At 41.7% G+C, this 20,135-nt stretch carries 20 protein-coding genes, 2 pseudogenes and 1 other annotated feature; of the genes and pseudogenes, 18 read left to right on the top strand and 4 right to left on the bottom strand.

The window, feature by feature from the left end:
* Positions 1–109 precede the first annotated feature (109 nt).
* A pseudogene (locus M2353_RS20255) lies at positions 110–499 on the top strand (PAS domain-containing protein); the annotation flags it as partial.
* Between the two features lie 174 nt (positions 500–673).
* Positions 674–1,018 (top strand): annotated as a pseudogene (locus M2353_RS20250) (methyl-accepting chemotaxis protein); the annotation flags it as partial.
* Between the two features lie 55 nt (positions 1,019–1,073).
* Here the strand turns inward: M2353_RS20250 and M2353_RS13405 are convergent.
* Complete coding sequence (locus M2353_RS13405) at positions 1,074–1,853, bottom strand: HAD family hydrolase (RefSeq protein WP_039168868.1); 780 nt, start codon at positions 1,851–1,853, stop codon at positions 1,074–1,076.
* 177 nt (positions 1,854–2,030) lie between these two features.
* Here M2353_RS13405 and M2353_RS13400 point away from each other — a divergent pair, with 177 nt between their 5' ends.
* From M2353_RS13400 to M2353_RS13365, 8 genes are all read left to right on the top strand, one after another.
* The gene (locus tag M2353_RS13400; RefSeq protein WP_100325131.1) at positions 2,031–3,788 is read left to right on the top strand and encodes a sensor histidine kinase; all 1,758 of its coding nucleotides are present in this window, start codon (positions 2,031–2,033) and stop codon (positions 3,786–3,788) included.
* Entirely contained in the window at positions 3,785–4,522 is a 738-nt protein-coding gene (locus M2353_RS13395; protein ID WP_100325132.1) for a LytR/AlgR family response regulator transcription factor, read from the top strand. The genes M2353_RS13400 and M2353_RS13395 overlap by 4 nt, the downstream gene beginning before the upstream one ends.
* A gap of 137 nt (positions 4,523–4,659) precedes the next feature.
* A complete protein-coding gene (lrgA, locus tag M2353_RS13390) occupies positions 4,660–5,100 on the top strand; it encodes an antiholin-like murein hydrolase modulator LrgA (protein WP_041092522.1) in 441 nt (146 codons plus the stop codon).
* A gap of 14 nt (positions 5,101–5,114) precedes the next feature.
* A complete protein-coding gene (gene lrgB / locus M2353_RS13385; RefSeq protein ID WP_172673019.1) occupies positions 5,115–5,810 on the top strand; it encodes an antiholin-like protein LrgB in 696 nt (231 codons plus the stop codon).
* A gap of 128 nt (positions 5,811–5,938) precedes the next feature.
* Positions 5,939–6,070: a sequence feature (ribosomal protein L20 leader region), on the top strand.
* 71 nt (positions 6,071–6,141) lie between these two features.
* Complete coding sequence (gene infC, locus M2353_RS13380) at positions 6,142–6,657, top strand: translation initiation factor IF-3 (protein WP_284726008.1); 516 nt, start codon at positions 6,142–6,144, stop codon at positions 6,655–6,657.
* A 25-nt stretch (positions 6,658–6,682) separates the two neighbouring features.
* A complete protein-coding gene (gene rpmI, locus M2353_RS13375) occupies positions 6,683–6,883 on the top strand; it encodes a 50S ribosomal protein L35 (protein WP_003216324.1) in 201 nt (66 codons plus the stop codon).
* Between the two features lie 31 nt (positions 6,884–6,914).
* Positions 6,915–7,274, top strand: a complete 360-nt coding sequence (gene rplT, locus M2353_RS13370) for a 50S ribosomal protein L20 (protein WP_007501659.1) — start codon at positions 6,915–6,917, stop codon at positions 7,272–7,274.
* Between the two features lie 63 nt (positions 7,275–7,337).
* Entirely contained in the window at positions 7,338–7,604 is a 267-nt protein-coding gene (locus M2353_RS13365; protein ID WP_008346019.1) for a DUF1294 domain-containing protein, read from the top strand.
* A gap of 17 nt (positions 7,605–7,621) precedes the next feature.
* On the opposite strand, the gene M2353_RS13360 is transcribed toward M2353_RS13365, so the two are convergent.
* Positions 7,622–8,026 carry a hypothetical protein gene (locus M2353_RS13360; RefSeq protein WP_008346017.1) on the bottom strand — a complete coding sequence of 135 codons (405 nt, stop codon included), beginning with the start codon at positions 8,024–8,026 and terminating at the stop codon, positions 7,622–7,624.
* 179 nt (positions 8,027–8,205) lie between these two features.
* Here M2353_RS13360 and M2353_RS13355 point away from each other — a divergent pair, with 179 nt between their 5' ends.
* Complete coding sequence (locus tag M2353_RS13355) at positions 8,206–9,294, top strand: M42 family metallopeptidase (RefSeq protein ID WP_284725567.1); 1,089 nt, start codon at positions 8,206–8,208, stop codon at positions 9,292–9,294.
* Between the two features lie 348 nt (positions 9,295–9,642).
* Entirely contained in the window at positions 9,643–11,439 is a 1,797-nt protein-coding gene (gene cstA, locus M2353_RS13350) for a carbon starvation protein CstA (RefSeq protein WP_284725566.1), read from the top strand.
* 45 nt (positions 11,440–11,484) lie between these two features.
* Here cstA and sspI read toward each other — a convergent pair whose 3' ends face one another.
* On the bottom strand, positions 11,485–11,706 hold the full coding sequence (gene sspI, locus M2353_RS13345; RefSeq protein ID WP_008346010.1) for a small acid-soluble spore protein SspI: 222 nt from the start codon (positions 11,704–11,706) through the stop codon (positions 11,485–11,487).
* Positions 11,707–11,819: 113 nt separating this feature from the next.
* Between sspI and M2353_RS13340 the strand changes: the two genes are divergently transcribed.
* From M2353_RS13340 to pheT, 3 genes are all read left to right on the top strand, one after another.
* Positions 11,820–12,563, top strand: a complete 744-nt coding sequence (locus M2353_RS13340; protein WP_284725565.1) for a TrmH family RNA methyltransferase — start codon at positions 11,820–11,822, stop codon at positions 12,561–12,563.
* 376 nt (positions 12,564–12,939) lie between these two features.
* On the top strand, positions 12,940–13,974 hold the full coding sequence (gene pheS / locus M2353_RS13335) for a phenylalanine--tRNA ligase subunit alpha (RefSeq protein ID WP_041506748.1): 1,035 nt from the start codon (positions 12,940–12,942) through the stop codon (positions 13,972–13,974).
* A 15-nt stretch (positions 13,975–13,989) separates the two neighbouring features.
* Positions 13,990–16,404, top strand: a complete 2,415-nt coding sequence (gene pheT / locus M2353_RS13330) for a phenylalanine--tRNA ligase subunit beta (protein WP_284725564.1) — start codon at positions 13,990–13,992, stop codon at positions 16,402–16,404.
* A 41-nt stretch (positions 16,405–16,445) separates the two neighbouring features.
* Here the strand turns inward: pheT and rnhC are convergent, their stop codons facing one another.
* Positions 16,446–17,369 (bottom strand): ribonuclease HIII, encoded by a 924-nt coding sequence (gene rnhC / locus M2353_RS13325; RefSeq protein WP_284725563.1) that lies wholly within the window; start codon positions 17,367–17,369, stop codon positions 16,446–16,448.
* 134 nt (positions 17,370–17,503) lie between these two features.
* Here rnhC and zapA point away from each other — a divergent pair, with 134 nt between their 5' ends.
* From zapA to polX, 3 genes are all read left to right on the top strand, one after another.
* Positions 17,504–17,761: a cell division protein ZapA gene (gene zapA, locus M2353_RS13320; RefSeq protein ID WP_008345998.1), complete on the top strand. Its 258-nt coding sequence runs from the start codon at positions 17,504–17,506 to the stop codon at positions 17,759–17,761.
* A gap of 7 nt (positions 17,762–17,768) precedes the next feature.
* Positions 17,769–18,302: a CvpA family protein gene (locus M2353_RS13315; protein WP_008345997.1), complete on the top strand. Its 534-nt coding sequence runs from the start codon at positions 17,769–17,771 to the stop codon at positions 18,300–18,302.
* 114 nt (positions 18,303–18,416) lie between these two features.
* A complete protein-coding gene (polX, locus tag M2353_RS13310) occupies positions 18,417–20,129 on the top strand; it encodes a DNA polymerase/3'-5' exonuclease PolX (protein WP_284725562.1) in 1,713 nt (570 codons plus the stop codon).
* Positions 20,130–20,135: the final 6 nt, after the last annotated feature.

The raw sequence follows: 20,135 nt of genomic DNA, 5'->3' as shown, positions 1-20,135 counted from the left end.
AAAAAATTCTCCACTAGTGATCCAATTGCGCAAATGATACGTTTAGATAGTACGAAAGTATGGGTAAGTATGTACTATTAGAGAGAGGCAAATTGGGGGAATGTAAGCGATGATTCAAACAACAAATACTGTATCAACACAGGTATTGGAGCAATCAGCCGTTCTTCGAGCGTTAGAACACTCACTGGCGATGATTGAATTTGATGTCACCGGCGAGGTATTATGGGTCAATGATATTTTTGCAAAAGCCATGAAGTATTCAAAGGAAGAAATGATTGGTTTAAAGCATAGACAGTTTTGTCCTCCGTATATTGCAGAAGACGCAAGTTATCAAATGTTTTGGAAGCGTTTGAAGAATGGTCAAGTGTTTCAGGAAAAGGTGCAGCGGATCACGAAGTACGGTGACACCTTATGGCTTGAAGCGACGTATACACCAGTGCTCGATGAAGAGGGGAATGTAGTGGCTGTCGTCAAAGTGGCAACAGATATTACGGAGAGAGAAAACACAATGAAGCAGGTAGTAGAAGACTTAAAGGATATGTCTGCAAAATTAATGGAGCGAGCGGAAATCGGCATCCAGCATAGTCAAAGTGTAAATGCTTCTTTTGAACATATCGCGAGTGAAACTGATCAAAACATGAGTTTGCTAGAAGGGTTAACAGAGCAGGTGGAGTCGATCAGCTCAATTGCTACAATCGCTTCCCAAACGCAGCTGCTCGCATTAAATGCGGCCATAGAAGCTGCGCATGCGGGTTCCTATGGAAATGGCTTTAGTGTCGTCGCGGCAGAAATCCGTAAGCTTGCGACAGATTCAAAGGAAGCGATCGTAAAGGTGGATCGTTATGTGAAGGCGATCCATTTAGAAGTTGAAAAGGTCAGCACCGGAACAAGCCGTGCAAAGACAAGCGTGTTTACAAACCGGGATCTTGTCAAGCAGGCAAGCGAGGAATTCATGAATGTAGGAGAAGCAGCACGCGGCTTAGATCGTCAAGCACAAAGTTTAGCAGCAATTGTATAGCCGAAAACGAAAAAGCACCCAATCTCGATCAGGAGAAGGGTGTTTTTCCTATGGTTTATTTTAAAATATCAAACAATTCGTGTAAGTCTTTAATTTCATAATCTGGTGTCACATCTGTTTCATTTTTCTTGCCATGACGATTGATCCAAACGGTTTGGATGCCAACGCGAGATGCCCCGAGAATATCTGTTTTTGGATTATCTCCTACCATGATGACATCATCTTTTGTGAGATTTAACAGCTGAAGGCAGTGCTCAAAGATGCCAGGATCAGGCTTTCCTTTTCCGTAATCTCCTGAAATCACAATTTCATTAAAGTAAGGGGCAAGTTCCGGAACACCAGCAAGCTTTTCTTTCTGCAGACTAGGATCTCCATTTGTTAAAAGGAGTAATTCATAGGTGCCCTTCAGGCGCTCTAAAACAGGATACGTTTCTTCATAGACATACGGGCGTTTTCTGCGCTCTGCTGCAAAGAAATCTGCTAAGTATTGACCAAATGCTTCATCGTCAATTCCTGCCTCTTTTAAGCCGTTCGTCCATGCGTTTTTGCGATACTCTGGTGCAAGGGCGTTCAGCTTTTGAAAGCCTTCGCTAATCGGCTCACTAAAATTAGACCACAGTCCTTCAAAAGGATTAATGCCAATCATAACAGTATAATCATATGTTTCATAAGAAGAGTACAGCTTTCTTGCTTCTTCACGCACAATCTGTTCAAACGATTCTGGATCAAGTCCATATTTCTTTTCCGCTTCCCTGCATGTTTCCTGAAAAGTGGTATGAATGCTTTTTTCATCCCAAAGCAAAGTATCATCTAAATCGAAAAATACGGCTTTCATGATCTTCTCCCTTGTTATGTATGTAGTTACCCTCAATTGCATGTGACAGGCTCATGTTCATTTTACAATAGAAGGAGAGGGCAATAAAGAAAAGATTTGAGAGATTTTTGTGCATTGACCGTGCATGATAGAATAGATAGACAGTAGATATCACATACATCAATTGAGGTGGCCGGTTTGCTTCATTTAATTATTATGATGATTGAGCGTGTAGGAATCATCGTTATTTTGGGATTTGTGCTTGCCCATGTCAAGGGCTTTCGCAATCTCTTACTACATAATCAAGGGTTTCGAAAAAAGGCAATCCTTGTCTTTATCTTTGCTTCTTTTAGTATCATCAGCAATTACACTGGAATTGAAATCCAGCAGCAGATTGTGATGAACCACGAATTTTCATATCACTTAGGCTCATCAAGTTCTATCGCCAATACGAGAATTATGGGGATCGAAATGGGCGGCTTAATAGGGGGGCCGTTTGTAGGGATTGGTGCTGGGCTTTTAGCTGGCATTCATCGCTATTCACTAGGAGGGAGCACCGCGCTTAGCTGTGCAATTTCTTCCATTTTAGCCGGTGTGATTGCAGGCTATGTCGGCAGGCGATTTAAGCGGAAGAATCGAATGGTCACACCGCGACAAGCAGCGATTTTTGGTGTAGCGATGGAATCTTTACAAATGGTCATTATCCTTCTGTTTGCGAAGCCATTTGCTGATGCTTGGGGCCTTGTGAGTATTATTGCGCTGCCGATGATCTTTGTGAATGGAATCGGGAGTTTTATCTTTTTATCTATTTTACAGTCAGTAATTCGCCAAGAAGAGCAGGCGAAAGCAATGCAGACGCATCGAGTATTTTCTATCGCAGATCAAACACTTCCTTATTTCCGGCAAGGGCTAAACGAACAATCATGTAAAAGTGTGGCAGAAATCATTCATCGTTTAACAGAAACAGATGCTGTCTCCTTAACAGATACGGAAAAGATTTTAGCACATGTCGGTGATGGAACAGATCATCATATTCCATCGAAAAGCCTGATTACAGGACTGTCTAAGCAAGTGTTGATAAGTGGGAAGATTATGAAGGCGCACTCAAAAGATGAAATCAATTGTTCAGTCGCCCACTGCCCGCTTGAAGCAGCCATAGTGCTTCCACTCACGTCTAATGGTCAAACAATTGGAACATTAAAAATGTATTTCAATTCTCCAGTCGGATTAAGCAGAGTAGAAGAGGAGCTTGCAGAAGGTTTGGCGATGCTCTTTTCCACACAGCTTGAGCTTGGGGAGGCTGAGACCCAAAGCCGTCTGCTGAAAGATGCAGAGATCAAGGCGCTTCAGGCCCAGGTGAATCCGCACTTTTTATTTAACGCCATTAACACCATCTCCGTTTTGTGTAGAACGAATGTAGAGATGGCAAGGAAGTTGCTACTACAGCTGAGTATTTATTTTCGATCAAATTTACAAGGTGCTCGCCAGCTGCTTATTCCAATGCATAAAGAAATTCAGCATGTGGAGGCTTATTTATCACTGGAGCAAGCGAGATTTCCAAATAAATATCTAGTGACCTTTCAAATTGAAAAAGAGCTGGAACAGGTCATGATCCCTCCCTTTGTGCTTCAAGTGCTTGTTGAAAATGCAGTGAGACATGCTTTTCCTAAACATCAAACAAATTGTGAAGTCATCGTATCCGCTTTGATAAAAGATGGGCATGTCTATATGAAAGTCACAGATAATGGCCAGGGGATTGAAGACGACAAGATGGCTCAATTATTAAAATCGCCAGTTGAATCAAAAGAAGGAACAGGTACAGCACTTTATAATTTAGACCAGCGGCTAAGAGGAATTTTTGGCCAGCCAGCTGCTTTATCCATTCATAGCGGCAATGGCACTGACATCTCATTTCGCATTCCAATGGATTATGTAAAAAAGGATGATTCTCGTTGATAAAGGTATTGATTGTAGATGATGAAGTTTTAGCAAGAGACGAATTAAAATATTTGTTACAAAGAACAAAAGAGAATGTTCAAATAGAGGAAGCGGAAAATATAGAATCTGCTTTTGACCGGATGGTCGATCATAAGCCCGATTTGCTCTTTTTAGATATCGATTTATCAGGTGAGAATGGATTTGATATTGCCAAAAGACTCAACCGAATGTCTGATCCGCCGGCGATTGTATTTGCTACAGCATTTGATCAATATGCGCTGAAGGCGTTTGAGGTGAGTGCACTAGATTACTTAACAAAGCCTTTTGATGAAGAGCGGCTGTTGCAAACGATGCAAAAGTTTAAGAAGTGGAAAGCTATTGAGACGCAGGAGCCGTCTCTTTCAGAAGACAAATTTTCTCACAACCAAAAATTAGCGATCTCTGTCGATGAGTCTATTGTGATCTTGCAGGTTGACGAGATTATGTATATAGGGCTTAGTGAAGGAAAAAAGGTTGTGAAAACAAGAGATCAAATGTATGAGGTGACAGAACCGCTTGTGGTCATTGAAAAGAAATTACCTGAGGCTTATTTTATGAGAGTTCACCGAAGCTATATCGTCAACACGTCTCATATGAAAGAAGTGCAGCCTTGGTTTAATTCAACGTATAATCTTCATATGACAGATGGGTCTATCGTCCCTGTTAGCCGAACATATGCGAAAGAACTAAAGAAGTCGCTCCTATTAGAATAGGGCGGCTTTTTTCATTTGCATTTCAATCCTCATTTTTTGCATTTCAGTCAGGATATTAGGTGAGTTTTATTGTAAACGCTTCATTTGTTTGTTTCATGCCATATACTAAGGGCAGTCGAAGAAAGAGGTGAAAGGGCATGAGTGCCACAAAAGTATATGGATTTCTATCTCAAGCATTTATCTTTGCAACGGTAATGTTCGTTTCTAATCTCATTTCAATGTATTTACCGATTCCGATGCCAGCATCTGTTATTGGTTTGGTTCTATTATTTATTTTATTAACAACAAAGATTGTGAAACTAGAGCAAGTAGAGCAATTAGGTAGCTCATTGACAGGTCTTATTAGTTTTCTATTTGTTCCTTCTGGTATCTCAGTCATTCAATCATTAGGTGTCATGCAAGAAGTAGGGGTACAGGTAGTGGGTGTGATTATCATTGCAACCATTATGTTACTTGCCGCCACTGGGCTGTTCTCTCAGCTTCTGATGCAGTTATCAGAAAGACCACAGCGTCAAAAGACAAAGGAGAGCAAATCCACTCCTTCTCATTCAAATAAACCAGCTTCAACTACGCATTAAAGGAGAGGTGTAAGATGGGTACAAGTACTATGAGTCCTTATTTTGGCATTGTCGTCTCATTAGTGGCCTTTGGAATTGGCACATTTTTATTTAAAAAGTCTAAAGGTTTCTTCTTATTCACCCCGCTATTTGTTGCCATGGTGTTAGGCATTTTGTTTTTGAAAATTGGCGGTTTTTCCTATGCAGATTATAATGAAGGCGGTAAGATTATCAAGTTTTTCTTAGAGCCTGCGACCATCGCGTTTGCGATTCCTCTTTATAAACAGCGAGCACTGCTGAAGAAATACTGGTGGCAAATTCTATCCGCTATTTTTGTCGGCTCACTTTGTTCTATTACGATTGTTTATGTAGTAGCAAAAGGGATTCATCTTGATGCTGCTGTTATGAAAAGCATGCTCCCACAAGCAGCGACGACAGCGATTGCTTTGCCAATTGCAAAAGATATTGGCGGAATTGCAGATATTACAGCCTTTGCAGTCATTTTTAATGCTGTGATTGTCTATGCGCTAGGTGCCTTCTTCTTAAAACTGTTTCGGATTAAAAACCCAGTGGCCAAAGGCCTTGCACTTGGTACTTCTGGACATGCGCTTGGCGTTTCTGTTGGGATTGAGATGGGGGAAGTGGAAGCGGCAATGGCGAGTATCGCTGTGGTGGTAGTAGGGGTTGTCACCGTAATTGTCATCCCAATCTTCTTGCAATTGATACTTTAATCGCAGCATTGTTTGAAAAAGTCTTGCCCAAATCGTTTCGTCATGCTAAAATGAAAAAGTTGTTTCAAGAGTTCGGTTACTTGACGGACAAATGAAAATTGTGTAGAATAGTTAACGAATTGAATAGATATCACAAGCAGAAGCACCCGCTTCTCACCTGATTGACACATGTTTGTAGTTGACAGGTTGACCGTACATTTATTTTTTCATGCAAATGTTCGCAGTGTGGGTGTTTTATATGCCCACACTTTTTGTTTGCCTGTAAAACATACAACGAAATGGTCAAAATGAATTGTGAACTCAATTCAAAATCTCATGGAGGTGGCTCACTATTAGCAAAGATCAATTAGTTAATGAAGGTATTCGTGCGCGTGAAGTTCGTTTGATCGGACAAAATGGCGATCAGCTGGGGATTAAAACCCGCCAGGAAGCTCTGGAAATTGCTACGAAAGCCAATCTTGACCTTGTGTTAGTTGCTGCAAATGCAAAACCACCTGTTTGCCGAATCATGGACTACGGTAAGTTCCGATTCGAACAACAGAAGAAGGAAAAAGAGGCACGTAAGAATCAAAAAATCATTAGCTTAAAAGAAGTTCGGTTGAGCCCGACAATCGATGAACATGATTTTAACACGAAGCTCCGTAATGCAATCAAATTCCTTGAAAAGGGAGATAAAGTGAAAGCTTCTATCCGTTTTAAAGGCCGTGCGATTACGCATAAAGAAATCGGACAGCGCGTGTTAGAACGTTTCTCTGAAGCTTGCGCTAAAGTAGCAACAGTAGAAACAAAACCTAAGATGGACGGACGCAGCATGTTCCTCATGCTTGCACCAAAAGTCGAAAAGTAAAAGTAACAGAGGGAGGAAACATCCAATGCCAAAAATGAAAACTCACCGCGGATCTGCTAAACGTTTCAAAAAAACAGGTTCTGGTAAACTTAAACGTTCTCATGCGTACACAAGTCACTTGTTCGCTAACAAATCTACAAAGCAAAAACGTAAATTGCGTAAGAGCGCAATCGTAAGTGCTGGAGATTTCAAACGTATCAAACAACAACTTGCAAACATCAAGTAATCTGGAATAGGAAACATAGGAGGGAATTACAATGCCAAGAGTAAAAGGCGGAACTGTGTCGCGTCAGCGTCGTAAAAAGGTTCTTAAATTAGCAAAAGGTTATTTCGGTTCAAAACATAGATTATATAAAGTAGCAAACCAACAGGTGATGAAATCTGGAAACTACGCTTTCCGTGACCGTCGTCAGAAAAAACGTGACTTCCGTAAACTATGGATCACTCGTATCAATGCTGCAGCTCGTATGAACGGTCTTTCTTACAGCCGTTTAATGCATGGCTTAAAGCTTTCTGGTATTGAAGTAAACCGCAAAATGCTTGCTGATCTTGCTGTGAATGACCTAAACGCATTCAACCAGCTTGCTGATGCTGCAAAAGCACAACTAGACAAGTAAGTCATATAAAAGATCATTCCGCCAAGGAGTGATCTTTTTTTCTCATCATGTGAGGTGAAATCAATGAATATCGCTCTGATCGTGCTGCTCATCTTGGTCAATGTCTATGGGTTTTGTCTCATGGGAGAGGATAAACGCCGGGCGAAAGCACACAAATGGAGAATATCAGAAGCGCACTTATGGAGTGCCGCAGTACTTTTTGGTGCTGCTGGGTCATTTCTTGGCATGCAGTATTTCCGTCATAAAACAAAGCATCCTGCCTTTCAAATGGGTATGCCTGCTTTAATTGTTGTCCAATTGGTGATATTGGTCTATCTCAATCTCATCTGAAAAGGGAGCAGACGCCGTTAAGTCGGCGTATCTGCTCCCTTTTTTTGTTTGATTTTTTTGATGGGCTGATCCCAATCAATTTTTGTTTGAGGATACCGTTCAATGATGTTTTCCTCAAGTTTTTCAAAGTCTTCTAATGTGAATTCATTTAGCTTCTCAGGTGACTCCGTCCAAACGTAAATGGAGTGGACAAACAGAGGATGATCCTTAGAAGGAACATGCTTCTCCCCTTCAAACAAGACACCTTTATAGACGAAATTAAAATTTTTACGGGCATTTTGCTGTTCGTCCATAAAATAAAAGCCTTCTTTTAATTGTGCTTGTTTCAGCTTTCTTCTCGGGTTTGAGAAGAATTTTACCGCCATGTAGAAAATATAGACAAGCAATGCAACAAGAGCAAGTCTAATGAGGATGACAAACATGACAGGATGCACCTCCAATACTGTTATCTGATGTACTACGAATGAGAAAGACAAAAGGTTTCAACTTTTTTTAAAAAAATATTTCGATTAACGAAAAAATATTCATAAAAAGATCGTATTGAACGAAAGAGGTTTTGTATAATAAGAATGCACCATGAAGAAAAAGGAGGATACACAGAATGACAAAACTAGATCAAACATTAACTATGCTGAAAGACCTAACGGATGCAAAAGGGATTCCAGGAAATGAACGTGATGTAAAAAAAGTCATGCAGTCATACATAGAAACATATGCGGATGAAGTCTCTACAGACCGCCTTGGCAGCTTAATTGCTAAGAAGGAAGGAAATGCAAATGGGCCTAAAGTGATGCTTGCTGGTCACTTAGATGAAGTAGGATTCATGGTGACAAAAATCGATGACAAAGGCTATATTCGTTTTCAAACGGTCGGTGGCTGGTGGTCTCAAGTTATGCTGGCGCAGCGTGTCACCATTGTGACGAAAAAAGGAGACATTACAGGTGTGATTGGTTCTAAACCGCCACATGTCTTATCACCAGAAGCACGAAAGAAATCAATCGAAATCACAGATATGTTCATTGATATTGGGGCTTCGAGCAAAGAACAGGCAATGGAATGGGGCGTCCTCCCTGGAGATCAAATCGTACCTTACTTTGAGTTTATGGTAATGAATGACGAAAAAATGCTTCTTGCAAAAGCCTGGGACAACCGTATCGGCTGTGCAGTAGCGATTGATGTCATGAAGAATTTAAAGGATACTCAGCATGAAAATATTGCATACAGTGTAGCAACTGTCCAAGAGGAAGTTGGCTTACGCGGAGCTAAAACAGCTGCAGCTACCATCCAGCCTGATATTGGATTTGCTATTGATGTTGGAGTAGCAGGTGATACACCAGGTATTACTGAAAAAGAAGCAACAAGCAAACTTGGCAAAGGACCAACGATTGTTGTATTCGACGCTTCCATGGTTTCTCATAAAGGGCTTCGCGATTTTGTTGTCCAAACTGCAGATGAATTAAACATTCCTTATCAATATGATTCCATGCCAGGTGGAGGAACAGATGCTGGAGGTATTCACTTAACAGGTCATGGCGTTCCATCACTATCCATCGGGATTCCAAGCAGATATATTCATACCCATGCAGCCATGATTCATCGAGATGATTATGAAAATGCGGTGAAGCTTTTAACAGAAGTCATCAAAAGACTTGATCAAAAAACGGTCGAAAAAATTACGTACGGTTCTTAATGATGAAACCTTTCCTCAGTATGGGGAAAGGTTTTTTAATTGCGTTGAATTTCCCAGGAAATGAAATCTGGAATGTAAGTTGTGTCAAAAGAACTGTTTTCAGAAAATGAAGTGATATTTTTCTAGTGAGGAAGGCACATGTGATCCATCTTGTATTTATGTAAGATGAAATCAATAAAAAGGACAGAGCCAATTGAGGCTCTGTCAAAAGAGAGTTTATGGAAGTAGGTGAAGCTTATTTTAGATTAAAACAATTATTCCTATTGTCAACTCGGTTTTAAAAGAAAGAAAAATCACTCAATTTATGTTATATTTGTAACAAATTGTTTATACAAAGGGGATGGTTAAATGAATGCGGTTTCAATTGTGATAGGATCGATGTGTATTTTAGCGATTGCCTATCGCCTCTATGGCACGTTTATGATGGTGAAGGTATTAAAGGTCACAGATGATCATCCTACACCGGCTCATGCACTCGAGGATGGGAAAGATTATGTGCCAACAAACAAATGGGTTACATTTGGGCATCACTTTGCTGCAATTGCCGCTGCCGGTCCATTAGTTGGTCCGATTTTAGCCGCACAATTTGGGTATTTACCTGGTCTCCTTTGGCTCTTAATTGGAGCGGTGATTGGCGGAGCTGTTCATGATCTTGTGGTCTTGTTTGCTTCGATGCGAAAAAAGGGGAAATCACTATCCGAGGTAGCGAAAGAGGAGCTTGGTCCTGTGGCAGGATTTTGCACAGGGCTCGCCATGTTATTTATTATTACAATTACAATGGCAGGACTGTCCATGGTTGTGCTTCATGCTTTAGAACGAAATCCTTGGGGAACCTTTGCAGTTGGTATTACCATTCCAATAGCGATGGGAGTCGGCCTTTATTATAAAAAGACTGGCAATTTAAAGCTGGCGACATCTGCGGGATTCATATTACTGATGTTGGGGGTATTCCTTGGGCCGAATATTCAAGGAACAGCACTTGGAGATTTGTTAACACTTGATACAAAAACGCTTGCTCTTGCCCTGCCAATCTATGCTTTTTTTGCTGCGGCCCTGCCGGTTTGGTTGCTTTTGGCACCAAGAGACTATTTAAGCAGTTTTATGAAAATTGGTGTTTTCATCGCGCTGATTGCGGGAATCTTTGTGGTTAATCCAACCATCCAATTTCCGGCGTTTACGGAGTTTGTAAATGGAGGAGGGCCTGTCTTAGCTGGACCTGTATGGCCTTTTATTTCGATTACCATTGCTTGTGGTGCGATTTCTGGTTTTCATGCATTTGTTGGCTCTGGCACAACGCCAAAAATGCTAGATCGGTGGAGTGATATGAAGCCGGTGGCGTTTGGCGCGATGCTCGTAGAATGTTTAGTGGGAATCATGGCGTTAATTGCCGCTACTGCGCTTCATCCGGGAGATTATTTTGCAATTAATAGTACACCTGAAGTGTTCCGTACGCTTGGTATGAGTGTCGAGAATCTTCCTCAACTAAGCAAAGAAATCGGTCTTGACTTAGAAGGAAGAACAGGTGGAGCTGTTACATTAGCTGTAGGGATGGCGTACATCTTTACGGGTATTCCGTTCTTTAGTCATTTGGCCTCTTATTTCTTCCAATTCGTGATTATGTTTGAAGCCGTCTTTATTTTAACGGCGATTGACGCAGGAACCCGTGTCGCGCGATATTTGATCCAAGACTTCTTTGGAGAAGCATATAAACCGCTGAAACGAAATGACTGGGTACCAGGGTCAGTCTTTGCAAGTGCACTTGCTTGTTTTATGTGGGGATACTTGCTTTACTCTGGAGACATTGGATCCATTTGGGCACTCTTTGGCGTGTCAAACCAATTAATGGCCTCGGTCGGATTAATCATTGGGGCGACGGTTGTATTAAAAATTGCGGATAAAAGACGGTATATGTTGACTTGTTTAATTCCACTTGCTTACTTATATGTGACGGTGAATTATGCGGGTTATTGGATGGTTGCGAATGTCTATCTCAATCCTGAAGCATCTGGCTACAGTGTACTGAATGCCGTGCTTTCGATTATTATGCTGATTTTAGGTTTTGTCATTATCGTGTTCGCTATTAAAAAGTGGATCGAGATTTGGCGCGATCCAGCTCTTCGAATGGAGACGCCAATCACTGGCTAAATGAACAAAGCCGGCTTGCTCATAGATAAGCAAACCGGCTTCTTGTTATTGCTGATGCTCAGGCTTTAAGCCCTGCTCTAATGTTTCAAGAATTTCATTTTTTTCATCTTCTGATGCCTCTTGCCATAACACCTCAAACAAAACGCCAAGCCCTGGCAGCATTTTTTCCTCGCCACTTTGAATCGCATCTAAAATCGTATGCTCAAGCTGCTCTTGATTATGGCCAGTAATGTTTTGAATCACTGCGCCTCTTAAATTAAAATCCATTGCCCACACTCCTTTTTTGATGGTGATAGCCCTATTCTGTCTCAAAGACAGGTTTATTATGTAGTGTGCTTGAGATATAATAAATTCATGATATTTAAAGGAGTTAAAGTCGCTTGAAATATATAGAATCAGCTAAAAACGCACACATTAAACAATGGAAAAAGCTCCATACAAAAAAAGAACGAACGAAAACAGGGCTATTCCTTGTTGAAGGAAAACACTTAGTAGAAGAAGCATTGAAAAGCGGGGTTGTAAAAGAGTTAATGGTCGCAACGCCTGACATGCTCCCTGCTGGCATCGAGCCTGACATTGAGTTGTATGAATTAAGTGAAGAGGCTTTTACTGCGATGACGGAAACGGAAACACCTCAGCAAATCGCAGCGGTTTGTACAATTCCTGTATTTGAGGAGAAAAAGTATGAACGAATGCTTCTGTTAGATGCAGTGCAGGATCCGGGGAATTTAGGCACACTTATTCGGACAGCAGATGCAGCGGGGCTTGATGCTGTGATTCTAGGGGATGGAACCGTTGATGCGTTTAACGGAAAAACGCTCCGTTCAGCACAAGGGTCTCATTTTCACCTGCCTATCTTAAAACAAACACTACAACAGACAATTCCAGCATTAAAGGCGCAAGGCATACCTGTATATGGCAGTGCTTTGAAAGATGCGAAAGAGTATAAACACATAGCATCAGAAGGTCCATTTGCGTTAATTGTGGGCAACGAGGGAGCAGGTATTGATCCAGAGATTCTTCAAATGACAGATCAAAATTTATATGTTCCAATGTACGGACAAGCGGAATCATTAAATGTGGCTGTGGCAGCAGCAGTTCTTGTCTATCATTTGCGCGGATAGTGTTGCATCACGTCCTATTTTTCACTATAATAAAACTAATATTTTAAAAACCATGATAGAGGAAGATTGTTTCACGGAGCGTCCTAATAGGGAGAATGCATCGTAGACTGAAAGTGCATTTAAGGAATGCTGAAACAGGAATTCACCTCTGGAGTTGTCACCGGGACCGCAGGTTTTGCGTAAAGGTGGACCGGATTCGTTTGATTCCGTTATGTCAATGAAGCTTATTCGCACATATATTTGTGCTTAACAAGGGTGGTACCGCGACCACAACTCGTCCCTTCTTTTTTGGAGGGGCGGGTTTTTTTATTGTCTTCAAACAATCAAACACCCGTTTATTCAGACGGTTTTGTATATTAAAAGGAGGATAACACTCATGCAAGAAACGTTAAAACAGCTTGAAACAGAAGCGATAGCGAAGGTAGAAGCAGCCAGCTCGCTCAAAGAAGTCAATGATATTCGTGTTCAATATTTAGGGAAAAAAGGTCCGATTACAGAAGTGCTGCGCGGAATGGGCAAGCTTTCCGCTGAAGAAAGACCAAAAATGGGCGCACTTGCAAATGAAGTGAGAGAGCAGATTGCTGGTGCCATTGCTGAAAAAAATGAGCAGCTAGAAGCAGAAGAAGTGAAAAAGAAACTGGCCTCTCAAACCATTGATGTCACATTACCAGCAAGTCCGATCAAAATCGGGGCAAGACATCCATTAACGATTGTCGTAGAAGATATTGAAGATTTATTTATCGGCATGGGCTATACCGTTGAAGAGGGCCCAGAGGTAGAAACAGATTACTATAACTTTGAAGCGCTCAATCTTCCAAAAGAACATCCGGCACGTGATATGCAGGACAGCTTCTATATTACTGAAGACACACTCATGAGAACGCAAACATCACCCGTTCAAGCACGTACACTTGAGAAATATAAAGGCCAAGGCCCTGTGAAAATCATCTGCCCTGGTAAGGTGTATAGACGTGACAGCGATGATGCCACTCACTCCCATCAATTCATGCAAATTGAAGGACTTGTGGTCGATCACAATATTAGCATGAGTGACCTCAAAGGAACGCTTGAGACAGTCGCAAGAAAAATGTTTGGTGAAGATCGTGAAATTAGACTGCGCCCAAGCTTTTTCCCATTCACAGAACCTTCCGTTGAAGTTGATGTGTCATGCTTTAAATGCGGCGGGAAAGGCTGTTCTGTATGTAAAGGAACAGGCTGGATTGAAATTTTAGGTGCAGGAATGGTTCACCCGAATGTATTAAAAATGAGCGGATTTGATCCAGATAGTTATCAAGGCTTTGCTTTTGGAATGGGTGTTGAACGTATTGCGATGCTGAAATACGGCATAGATGACATTCGTCATTTCTACACAAATGATATTAGATTCACGAAGCAATTTAAGCAGGACTAAGAGGAGGAAATCAACATGTTTGTTTCATATAAATGGTTAGAGGACTATGTCGATTTAGAAGGCATTCAGCCGGATGAATTAGCAGAGAAAATCACAAGAAGCGGAATTGAAGTGGAAGCCGTTGAGTATAAAGGTGAAGGCATCAAAGGCGTTGTCGTTGGACACGTCATTGAACGTGAACAGCATCCGAATGCGGATAAATTAAACAAATGTCTTGTTGATATCGGCGAAGACGCACCGGTGCAAATTATATGCGGGGCTCCAAATGTGGATAAAGGACAGCATGTGGCTGTCGCAACGGTTGGTGCAGTCCTTCCTGGAAACTTTAAAATTAAAAAAGCAAAACTGCGCGGTGAAGAGTCTCATGGCATGATTTGTTCTCTGCAAGAATTAGGCGTAGAGAGCAAGCTCGTACCAAAAGAATATGCAGAAGGTATCTTTGTTTTCCCGAATGACGTGAAACCAGGAGATGATGCCCTTCAAGCGCTTCAATTAGATGATGCGGTACTTGAACTTGGCTTAACACCAAACCGTGCCGATGCCCTTAATATGCTAGGAGTGGCTTATGAGGTTGCCGCCATTTTAGGGAGAGACATCAAGCTTCCTGATACAGCGCATGACACTTCTTCTGAAAAAGCAGCAGACTATATTTCTGTTAAAATTGAGGATCAAGAAGCGAATCCACTTTATGCAGCGAAGATCATTAAAAATGTAAAGATTGGACCAGCACCGCTTTGGATGCAAACAAGATTGATGAATGCAGGTATCCGTCCAATTAACAACGTCGTGGATATTACGAATTTTGTCTTACTTGAATACGGTCAACCTCTACATGCCTTTGATTATGACCGGTTTGGTTCGAAGCAGGTGGTCGTACGTAAAGCGGCTGAAAATGAAATGATTCAAACTCTGGATGAACAAGAACGTACATTGTCTTCGAAGCATCTTGTCATTACAAATGGCACAAAAGCGCATGCTGTTGCAGGTGTCATGGGCGGTTTTGAATCAGAGGTGCGTGATGAGACGACAACGATTCTTTTAGAAGCGGCATATTTCAACGGTCAAACCGTCCGTCAAGCATCTAGAGACTTAGGGCTTCGCAGTGAATCAAGTACACGATTTGAAAAAGGGCTCGATCCGCAGCGGACGAAATCAGCAGCCGAAAGAGCAGCGCAATTGATCAGTATGTATGCAGGCGGTGAAGTGCTAAGCGGTACAGTTGAGGAAAACCACCTTGAAACAAGTATGAATGTCATCCACGTATCAACTGAGCGTGTGAACAAGGTGCTTGGCATGAGCATTTCAAAAGAAGATATGATTCAGATTTTCAACAAACTAGGCTTTACTGTGGGTGAATCAAATGATGTGCTTGTCGTAACGGTTCCTTCCCGCAGAATGGATATTACGATTGAAGAGGACCTCATTGAAGAAGTCGCGAGATTATACGGCTACGACAATATTCCATCTACACTGCCTGCGACAGCTGGTACCGTTGGCGGTCTCACGCCATACCAAGTGAAGCGCAGAAAGGTGAGACGTTTCTTAGAGGGCGCAGGGCTTTCTCAAGCGATTACGTATTCATTAACGAATCAGCATAAGTCCACAGCCTTTGCTTTAAATCCAGCTTATCAAACAAGACTTTCCCTGCCAATGAGTGAGGAACGAAGTGTGCTGAGACAAAGCCTTCTGCCAAACTTACTTGATTCTGTCGCATATAACTTAGCAAGACAAGCTGATTCTTTTGCCTTTTACGAAACAGGTTCTGTTTTCTTAGCGGAAACGGAAGGCGCAAAACCAGTAGAGAAAGAGCATGTGGCAGGTGCGTTAACAGGTCTTTGGCATAAAAATCTTTGGCAGGGCGAGAAAAAAGCTGTCGATTTTTATGTTGCGAAGGGTATTGCAGAAGGGCTGTTTGAAAAGCTTGGTGTATCAGAAGAGATCACGTATGTTCAAGCAGAGCGTGAGGGCCTTCACCCAGGACGTACAGCCGATGTTCATTTAAATGGAAAAGTGATTGGCTTTGTAGCTGCACTGCATCCAGTAGTGGAAAAGGAATTAGATTTAAAAGAAACGTATGTATTTGAATTTGATTTAACGGATGTAATGACGTCTGAAACAGAGGATATGAAATATACGGCTATTCCGAGATTCCCAGCAGTGACAAGAGACATCGCACTTGTCGTCGATCAGCATATTTCAAGCGGACAGCTAGAGCAAGTCATTTATGAAGCTGGCGGCCAATTGCTCACAGACCTTTCCGTCTTTGATGTGTATGAGGGTGAGCATATGGAAGAAGGCAAGAAATCTGTTGCATTCTCTCTGCAATATTTAAACCCAGAACAAACGTTGACCGAGGAAGAAGTCACGGCTGTTCATACAAACGTATTGAAAGCATTAGAAGATACGTATCAAGCCGTCTTGCGCGGATAATAAAAAGGGCTATCGCTTAATGGGCGATAGCTCTTTTTTGATTATAACCATTTTTTCGCTTTTTGGGTGTTGGCAAAATGAAGTTTTGTAAATTGGCGTAAAGCCTCTTCGCCGTGCTGTTTCATCAGCTTTGCTGCCGCTTTGTCAACATGCGGGCCGGCCCCTTTTGGAATGTCAAAGCCCGCTGCTTTTGATAATTTATCCATTTCAATTAAAAAAGCATATCTTGCAATAATAGAAGCTGCAGCAACCGATAAGTGGATGCCTTCTGCTTTCGTACTAAAATATGTACGCTCCCGAATGATCTTTTTCCCCGCAAGGTGCCTGAAATAAATGCCTGGTTCGGCAAATTGGTCAATGAGAATGGCTTCTGGTTTCTTGCCATCCAGTTTTTCTAGCACGGAGGTGATGACTTGGTTATGAAGCAGTGCCTTCATTTTCCCTTGGCTCATGCCCTTTTCTTGCATCGCATTGTATTTTTCATTCCGAAGCACGAGAAGGCTGAAGGGGATGGTTTTGATCAAGTCTTTGGCAATGTTGATAATCTGCGGATCTTTTAGTCCTTTTGAGTCTTTCACCCCGAGCTTTTTCATGAGAGCAAGCTGACTGGAATCAACATAAGCCGCACAGACCGTAATGGGTCCAAAATAATCGCCAGTACCGACCTCATCTGAGCCAATAACCGACATGGAAGCAATGCCGGGTGGTGGGCTGTACTGTGTGATGGATGGTGTTTTTTTGCTTTTTGTTTCAGCTGCTTGTAAATGGTTGAACTGACTCGCTTCAGCTTCTGCCTTTTGTCCTTGGAACAGTACTTTTCCAGATTTGTAGGCTGTAATCGTACAGCCGGGAACCTTTGCTTGAAATAGAGCGCCTGGCGGCAAAGTGTCAGTTAAATGCTGAGCGTACACGCTCTTCATTTTTTTCATGTCTTCTGATGTTGCTTTTAAGACGGATTGGGGCACAGTGGATAACTCCTTTTTACCTTGATATCATTGATTTCTAAAGTGTACCATAACAGGGAAGGGCTCGTCTTTCCATTCAATGTCTAAACATGTTATGATAGAGACTAGGATTCTCGTGGAATGGAGGAGAAACGTTGTCTGACGGCGGTAAAACGAAAACAACAGTTGAGATTTACGGACAGTCCTATACGATCATCGGCCAAGAAACGAAGATGCATATGCGACATGTTGCTTCAATTGTTGATGATAAAATGAGAGAAATCAATGAAAAAAATCCATACCTTGATATAAACAAATTAGCTGTACTGACAGCAGTCAATGTCGTCCACGACTACTTGAAATTAAAAGAGCAATACGAAAAACTAGAGCTTCATCTAAAAGAAAAGGAATGAAATTACCGTGATCGATATCATCATTTTGTTTTTGCTTCTTATGGGAACGCTTGTCGGTCTAAAACGCGGGTTTATTCTTCAATTTATTAAATTGATTAGCTTTGTTGTTTCTATTTTAGTGGCTTCTATGTTTTATCAGTCACTTGCACCACAGCTTACGTGGATTCCAGCACCTAATTTTAGCGGCGGTCAAGCGCAGCTCGCTTTCTTTAGTGGGAATCTAGAAACAGCTTATTATAATACCATTGCGTTTATCATTCTGTTTATCTTGACCAAAATCCTGCTCGCTATCATCGGCGGATTGCTCACAACCATTGCAAGTATCCCTGTGATTAAACAGGTCAACAAACTACTTGGCGCTGTTTTAGGATTTCTTGAAACCTATCTATTTGTGTTTATTCTATTGTTTGTGGCTGCATTACTTCCAGTCGATGCGCTTCAAACCATGATGAGCAAATCAATGTTAGCAGATGTGATCGTAAATAGCACCCCTTACCTGTCCGGTCTTGTCAAAGACCTCTGGTCGACGTATGGAGTTTAAGAACTTCTCCTTTCTTGGAGAAGTTTTTTCTCATTCCATGACAGAAAGTTGTAGGATGAAGGGAAAGTTTGTATATTTATATAGGAAGATGCCAAAGCGGCTGGAGGATGAGAGATGAATAAAAAAGATATTATCAAACTTCTTGAAACAATTGCAGTCTATATGGAGCTAAAAGGAGATAATCCTTTTAAAATTTCTGCCTTTCGTAAAGCAGCTGCGGCACTGGAACAAGATGACCGCAGTCTTTCTCAAATAGATGACCTATTAGCATTACCCGGCATTGGAAAAGGAACCTTTGCTGTGATCACAGAGTATATCGAAAAAGGACAGTCTGAAACACTCGAACAATTAAAAAAAGAAGTGCCTGAAGGACTTGTCCCGCTCTTAAAATTGCAAGGACTCGGTGGGAAGAAGATTGCTAAGCTCTACCAAGAGCTTGGTGTTCACGATGCACAGTCTTTAAAAGAAGCATGTGAAGCGGAAAAAGTACAAACGCTTGCTGGGTTTGGCAAAAAAACAGAAGAAAAGATTCTTGCCGCTCTTGAGGAGGCAGGAAAGCAGCCAGAACGACTGCCAATTGGTTTTGCATTAGATGTGGCAGAACGAATTGATGATGCGCTGGAACAGATGGAGGGAATCATCCGCTTTTCAAGAGCGGGTAGTTTAAGACGTGCGCGTGAAACGGTTAAAGATTTAGATTACATCATTGCGACTGATAATCCTGAACAAGTGAGAGAACAACTTGTTGCTCTTGATGATGTCAAAGATGTCATTGCGAGCGGTGATACGAAGGTATCTGTCATGCTTGCACTTGATTTTGAAATCAGTGTAGATTTCCGGCTTGTGACAACAGACCAATTTGCAACAACGCTGCACCATTTCACTGGCTCAAAAGATCATAACATTCGCATGCGACAGCTTGCGAAGGAGCGCGGTGAGCGTATTAGTGAATATGGGGTTGAAACGATCGAAACTGGGGATGTGAAAACATTTGAAGACGAAAGCGCTTTTTATGCACATTTCCAACTACCGCTCATTCCGCCAGAAATTCGTGAAACCGGAGCAGAGATTGATTCGTATAAAGAAAGTATGCAATTTGTAGACCGAAAAGATATCAAAGGCGACCTTCATATGCACTCGACATGGAGTGATGGCGCTTTTTCTATTCGCGAAATGGCAGAGGCATGTATCGCAAAAGGCTATGAATACATGGCGATCACAGACCACTCACAATATTTAAAAGTAGCAAACGGTTTAACAAAAGAACGTTTGCGTTTGCAAGCAAAAGAAATTGACAAGCTGAATCAAGAATTTGAGCATTTTCACATTTTCAAAGGGGTCGAAATGGATATGCTGCCGGATGGATCGTTAGATTATGATGATGACTTTTTAGCAGACATGGATTTTGTCATTGCGTCTATTCATTCTAGCTTCTCTCAGCCGGAGGAAGTCATTATGGAGCGCCTAGAAAATGCCTTGAATAATCAACATGTGGATTTAATTGCCCATCCAACTGGCCGTTTGATCGGTAGACGAGACGGCTATGCCTTAAATATTGATCAGCTCATAGAGCTTGCGAAAAAAACGGGCACTGCACTGGAACTCAACAGCAACCCGTCAAGACTTGATTTAAAAACAGAGCATTTAATGAAAGCAAACGAAGCGGGTGTGAACATCATGATCAACACAGATGCACACAACATCGCCATGCTCGATCATATGGACGTCGGTGTCACAGCTGCAAGAAAGGGCTGGACACCAAAAGCAAATGTCGTGAATACATTTTCACTCAATGAGATGAAAAAGTTTTTAACGCGTGACAGGTAGTCGTTA

This window comes from Bacillus aerius (genome assembly GCF_029894105.1).
In the GTDB taxonomy this organism is placed as follows: domain Bacteria; phylum Bacillota; class Bacilli; order Bacillales; family Bacillaceae; genus Bacillus; species Bacillus altitudinis.
The sequence above is the reverse complement of the archived record's forward strand: the minus strand, read 5'-3'. Positions and strand labels throughout refer to the sequence as shown.

What these genes read in the sequence shown, in the direction of transcription:
- rplT (WP_007501659.1), top strand. Translation starts at nt 6,915, where the DNA reads ATGCCAAGAGTAAAAGGCGGAACTGTGTCGCGTCAGCGTCGTAAAAAG.
- M2353_RS13360 (WP_008346017.1), bottom strand. Translation starts at nt 8,026, where the DNA reads ATGTTTGTCATCCTCATTAGACTTGCTCTTGTTGCATTGCTTGTCTAT.
- rpmI (WP_003216324.1), top strand. Translation starts at nt 6,683, where the DNA reads ATGCCAAAAATGAAAACTCACCGCGGATCTGCTAAACGTTTCAAAAAA.
- cstA (WP_284725566.1), top strand. Translation starts at nt 9,643, where the DNA reads ATGAATGCGGTTTCAATTGTGATAGGATCGATGTGTATTTTAGCGATT.
- sspI (WP_008346010.1), bottom strand. Translation starts at nt 11,706, where the DNA reads ATGGATTTTAATTTAAGAGGCGCAGTGATTCAAAACATTACTGGCCAT.
- lrgB (WP_172673019.1), top strand. Translation starts at nt 5,115, where the DNA reads ATGGGTACAAGTACTATGAGTCCTTATTTTGGCATTGTCGTCTCATTA.
- pheS (WP_041506748.1), top strand. Translation starts at nt 12,940, where the DNA reads ATGCAAGAAACGTTAAAACAGCTTGAAACAGAAGCGATAGCGAAGGTA.
- M2353_RS13405 (WP_039168868.1), bottom strand. Translation starts at nt 1,853, where the DNA reads ATGAAAGCCGTATTTTTCGATTTAGATGATACTTTGCTTTGGGATGAA.
- M2353_RS13355 (WP_284725567.1), top strand. Translation starts at nt 8,206, where the DNA reads ATGACAAAACTAGATCAAACATTAACTATGCTGAAAGACCTAACGGAT.
- pheT (WP_284725564.1), top strand. Translation starts at nt 13,990, where the DNA reads ATGTTTGTTTCATATAAATGGTTAGAGGACTATGTCGATTTAGAAGGC.
- lrgA (WP_041092522.1), top strand. Translation starts at nt 4,660, where the DNA reads ATGAGTGCCACAAAAGTATATGGATTTCTATCTCAAGCATTTATCTTT.
- M2353_RS13365 (WP_008346019.1), top strand. Translation starts at nt 7,338, where the DNA reads ATGAATATCGCTCTGATCGTGCTGCTCATCTTGGTCAATGTCTATGGG.
- polX (WP_284725562.1), top strand. Translation starts at nt 18,417, where the DNA reads ATGAATAAAAAAGATATTATCAAACTTCTTGAAACAATTGCAGTCTAT.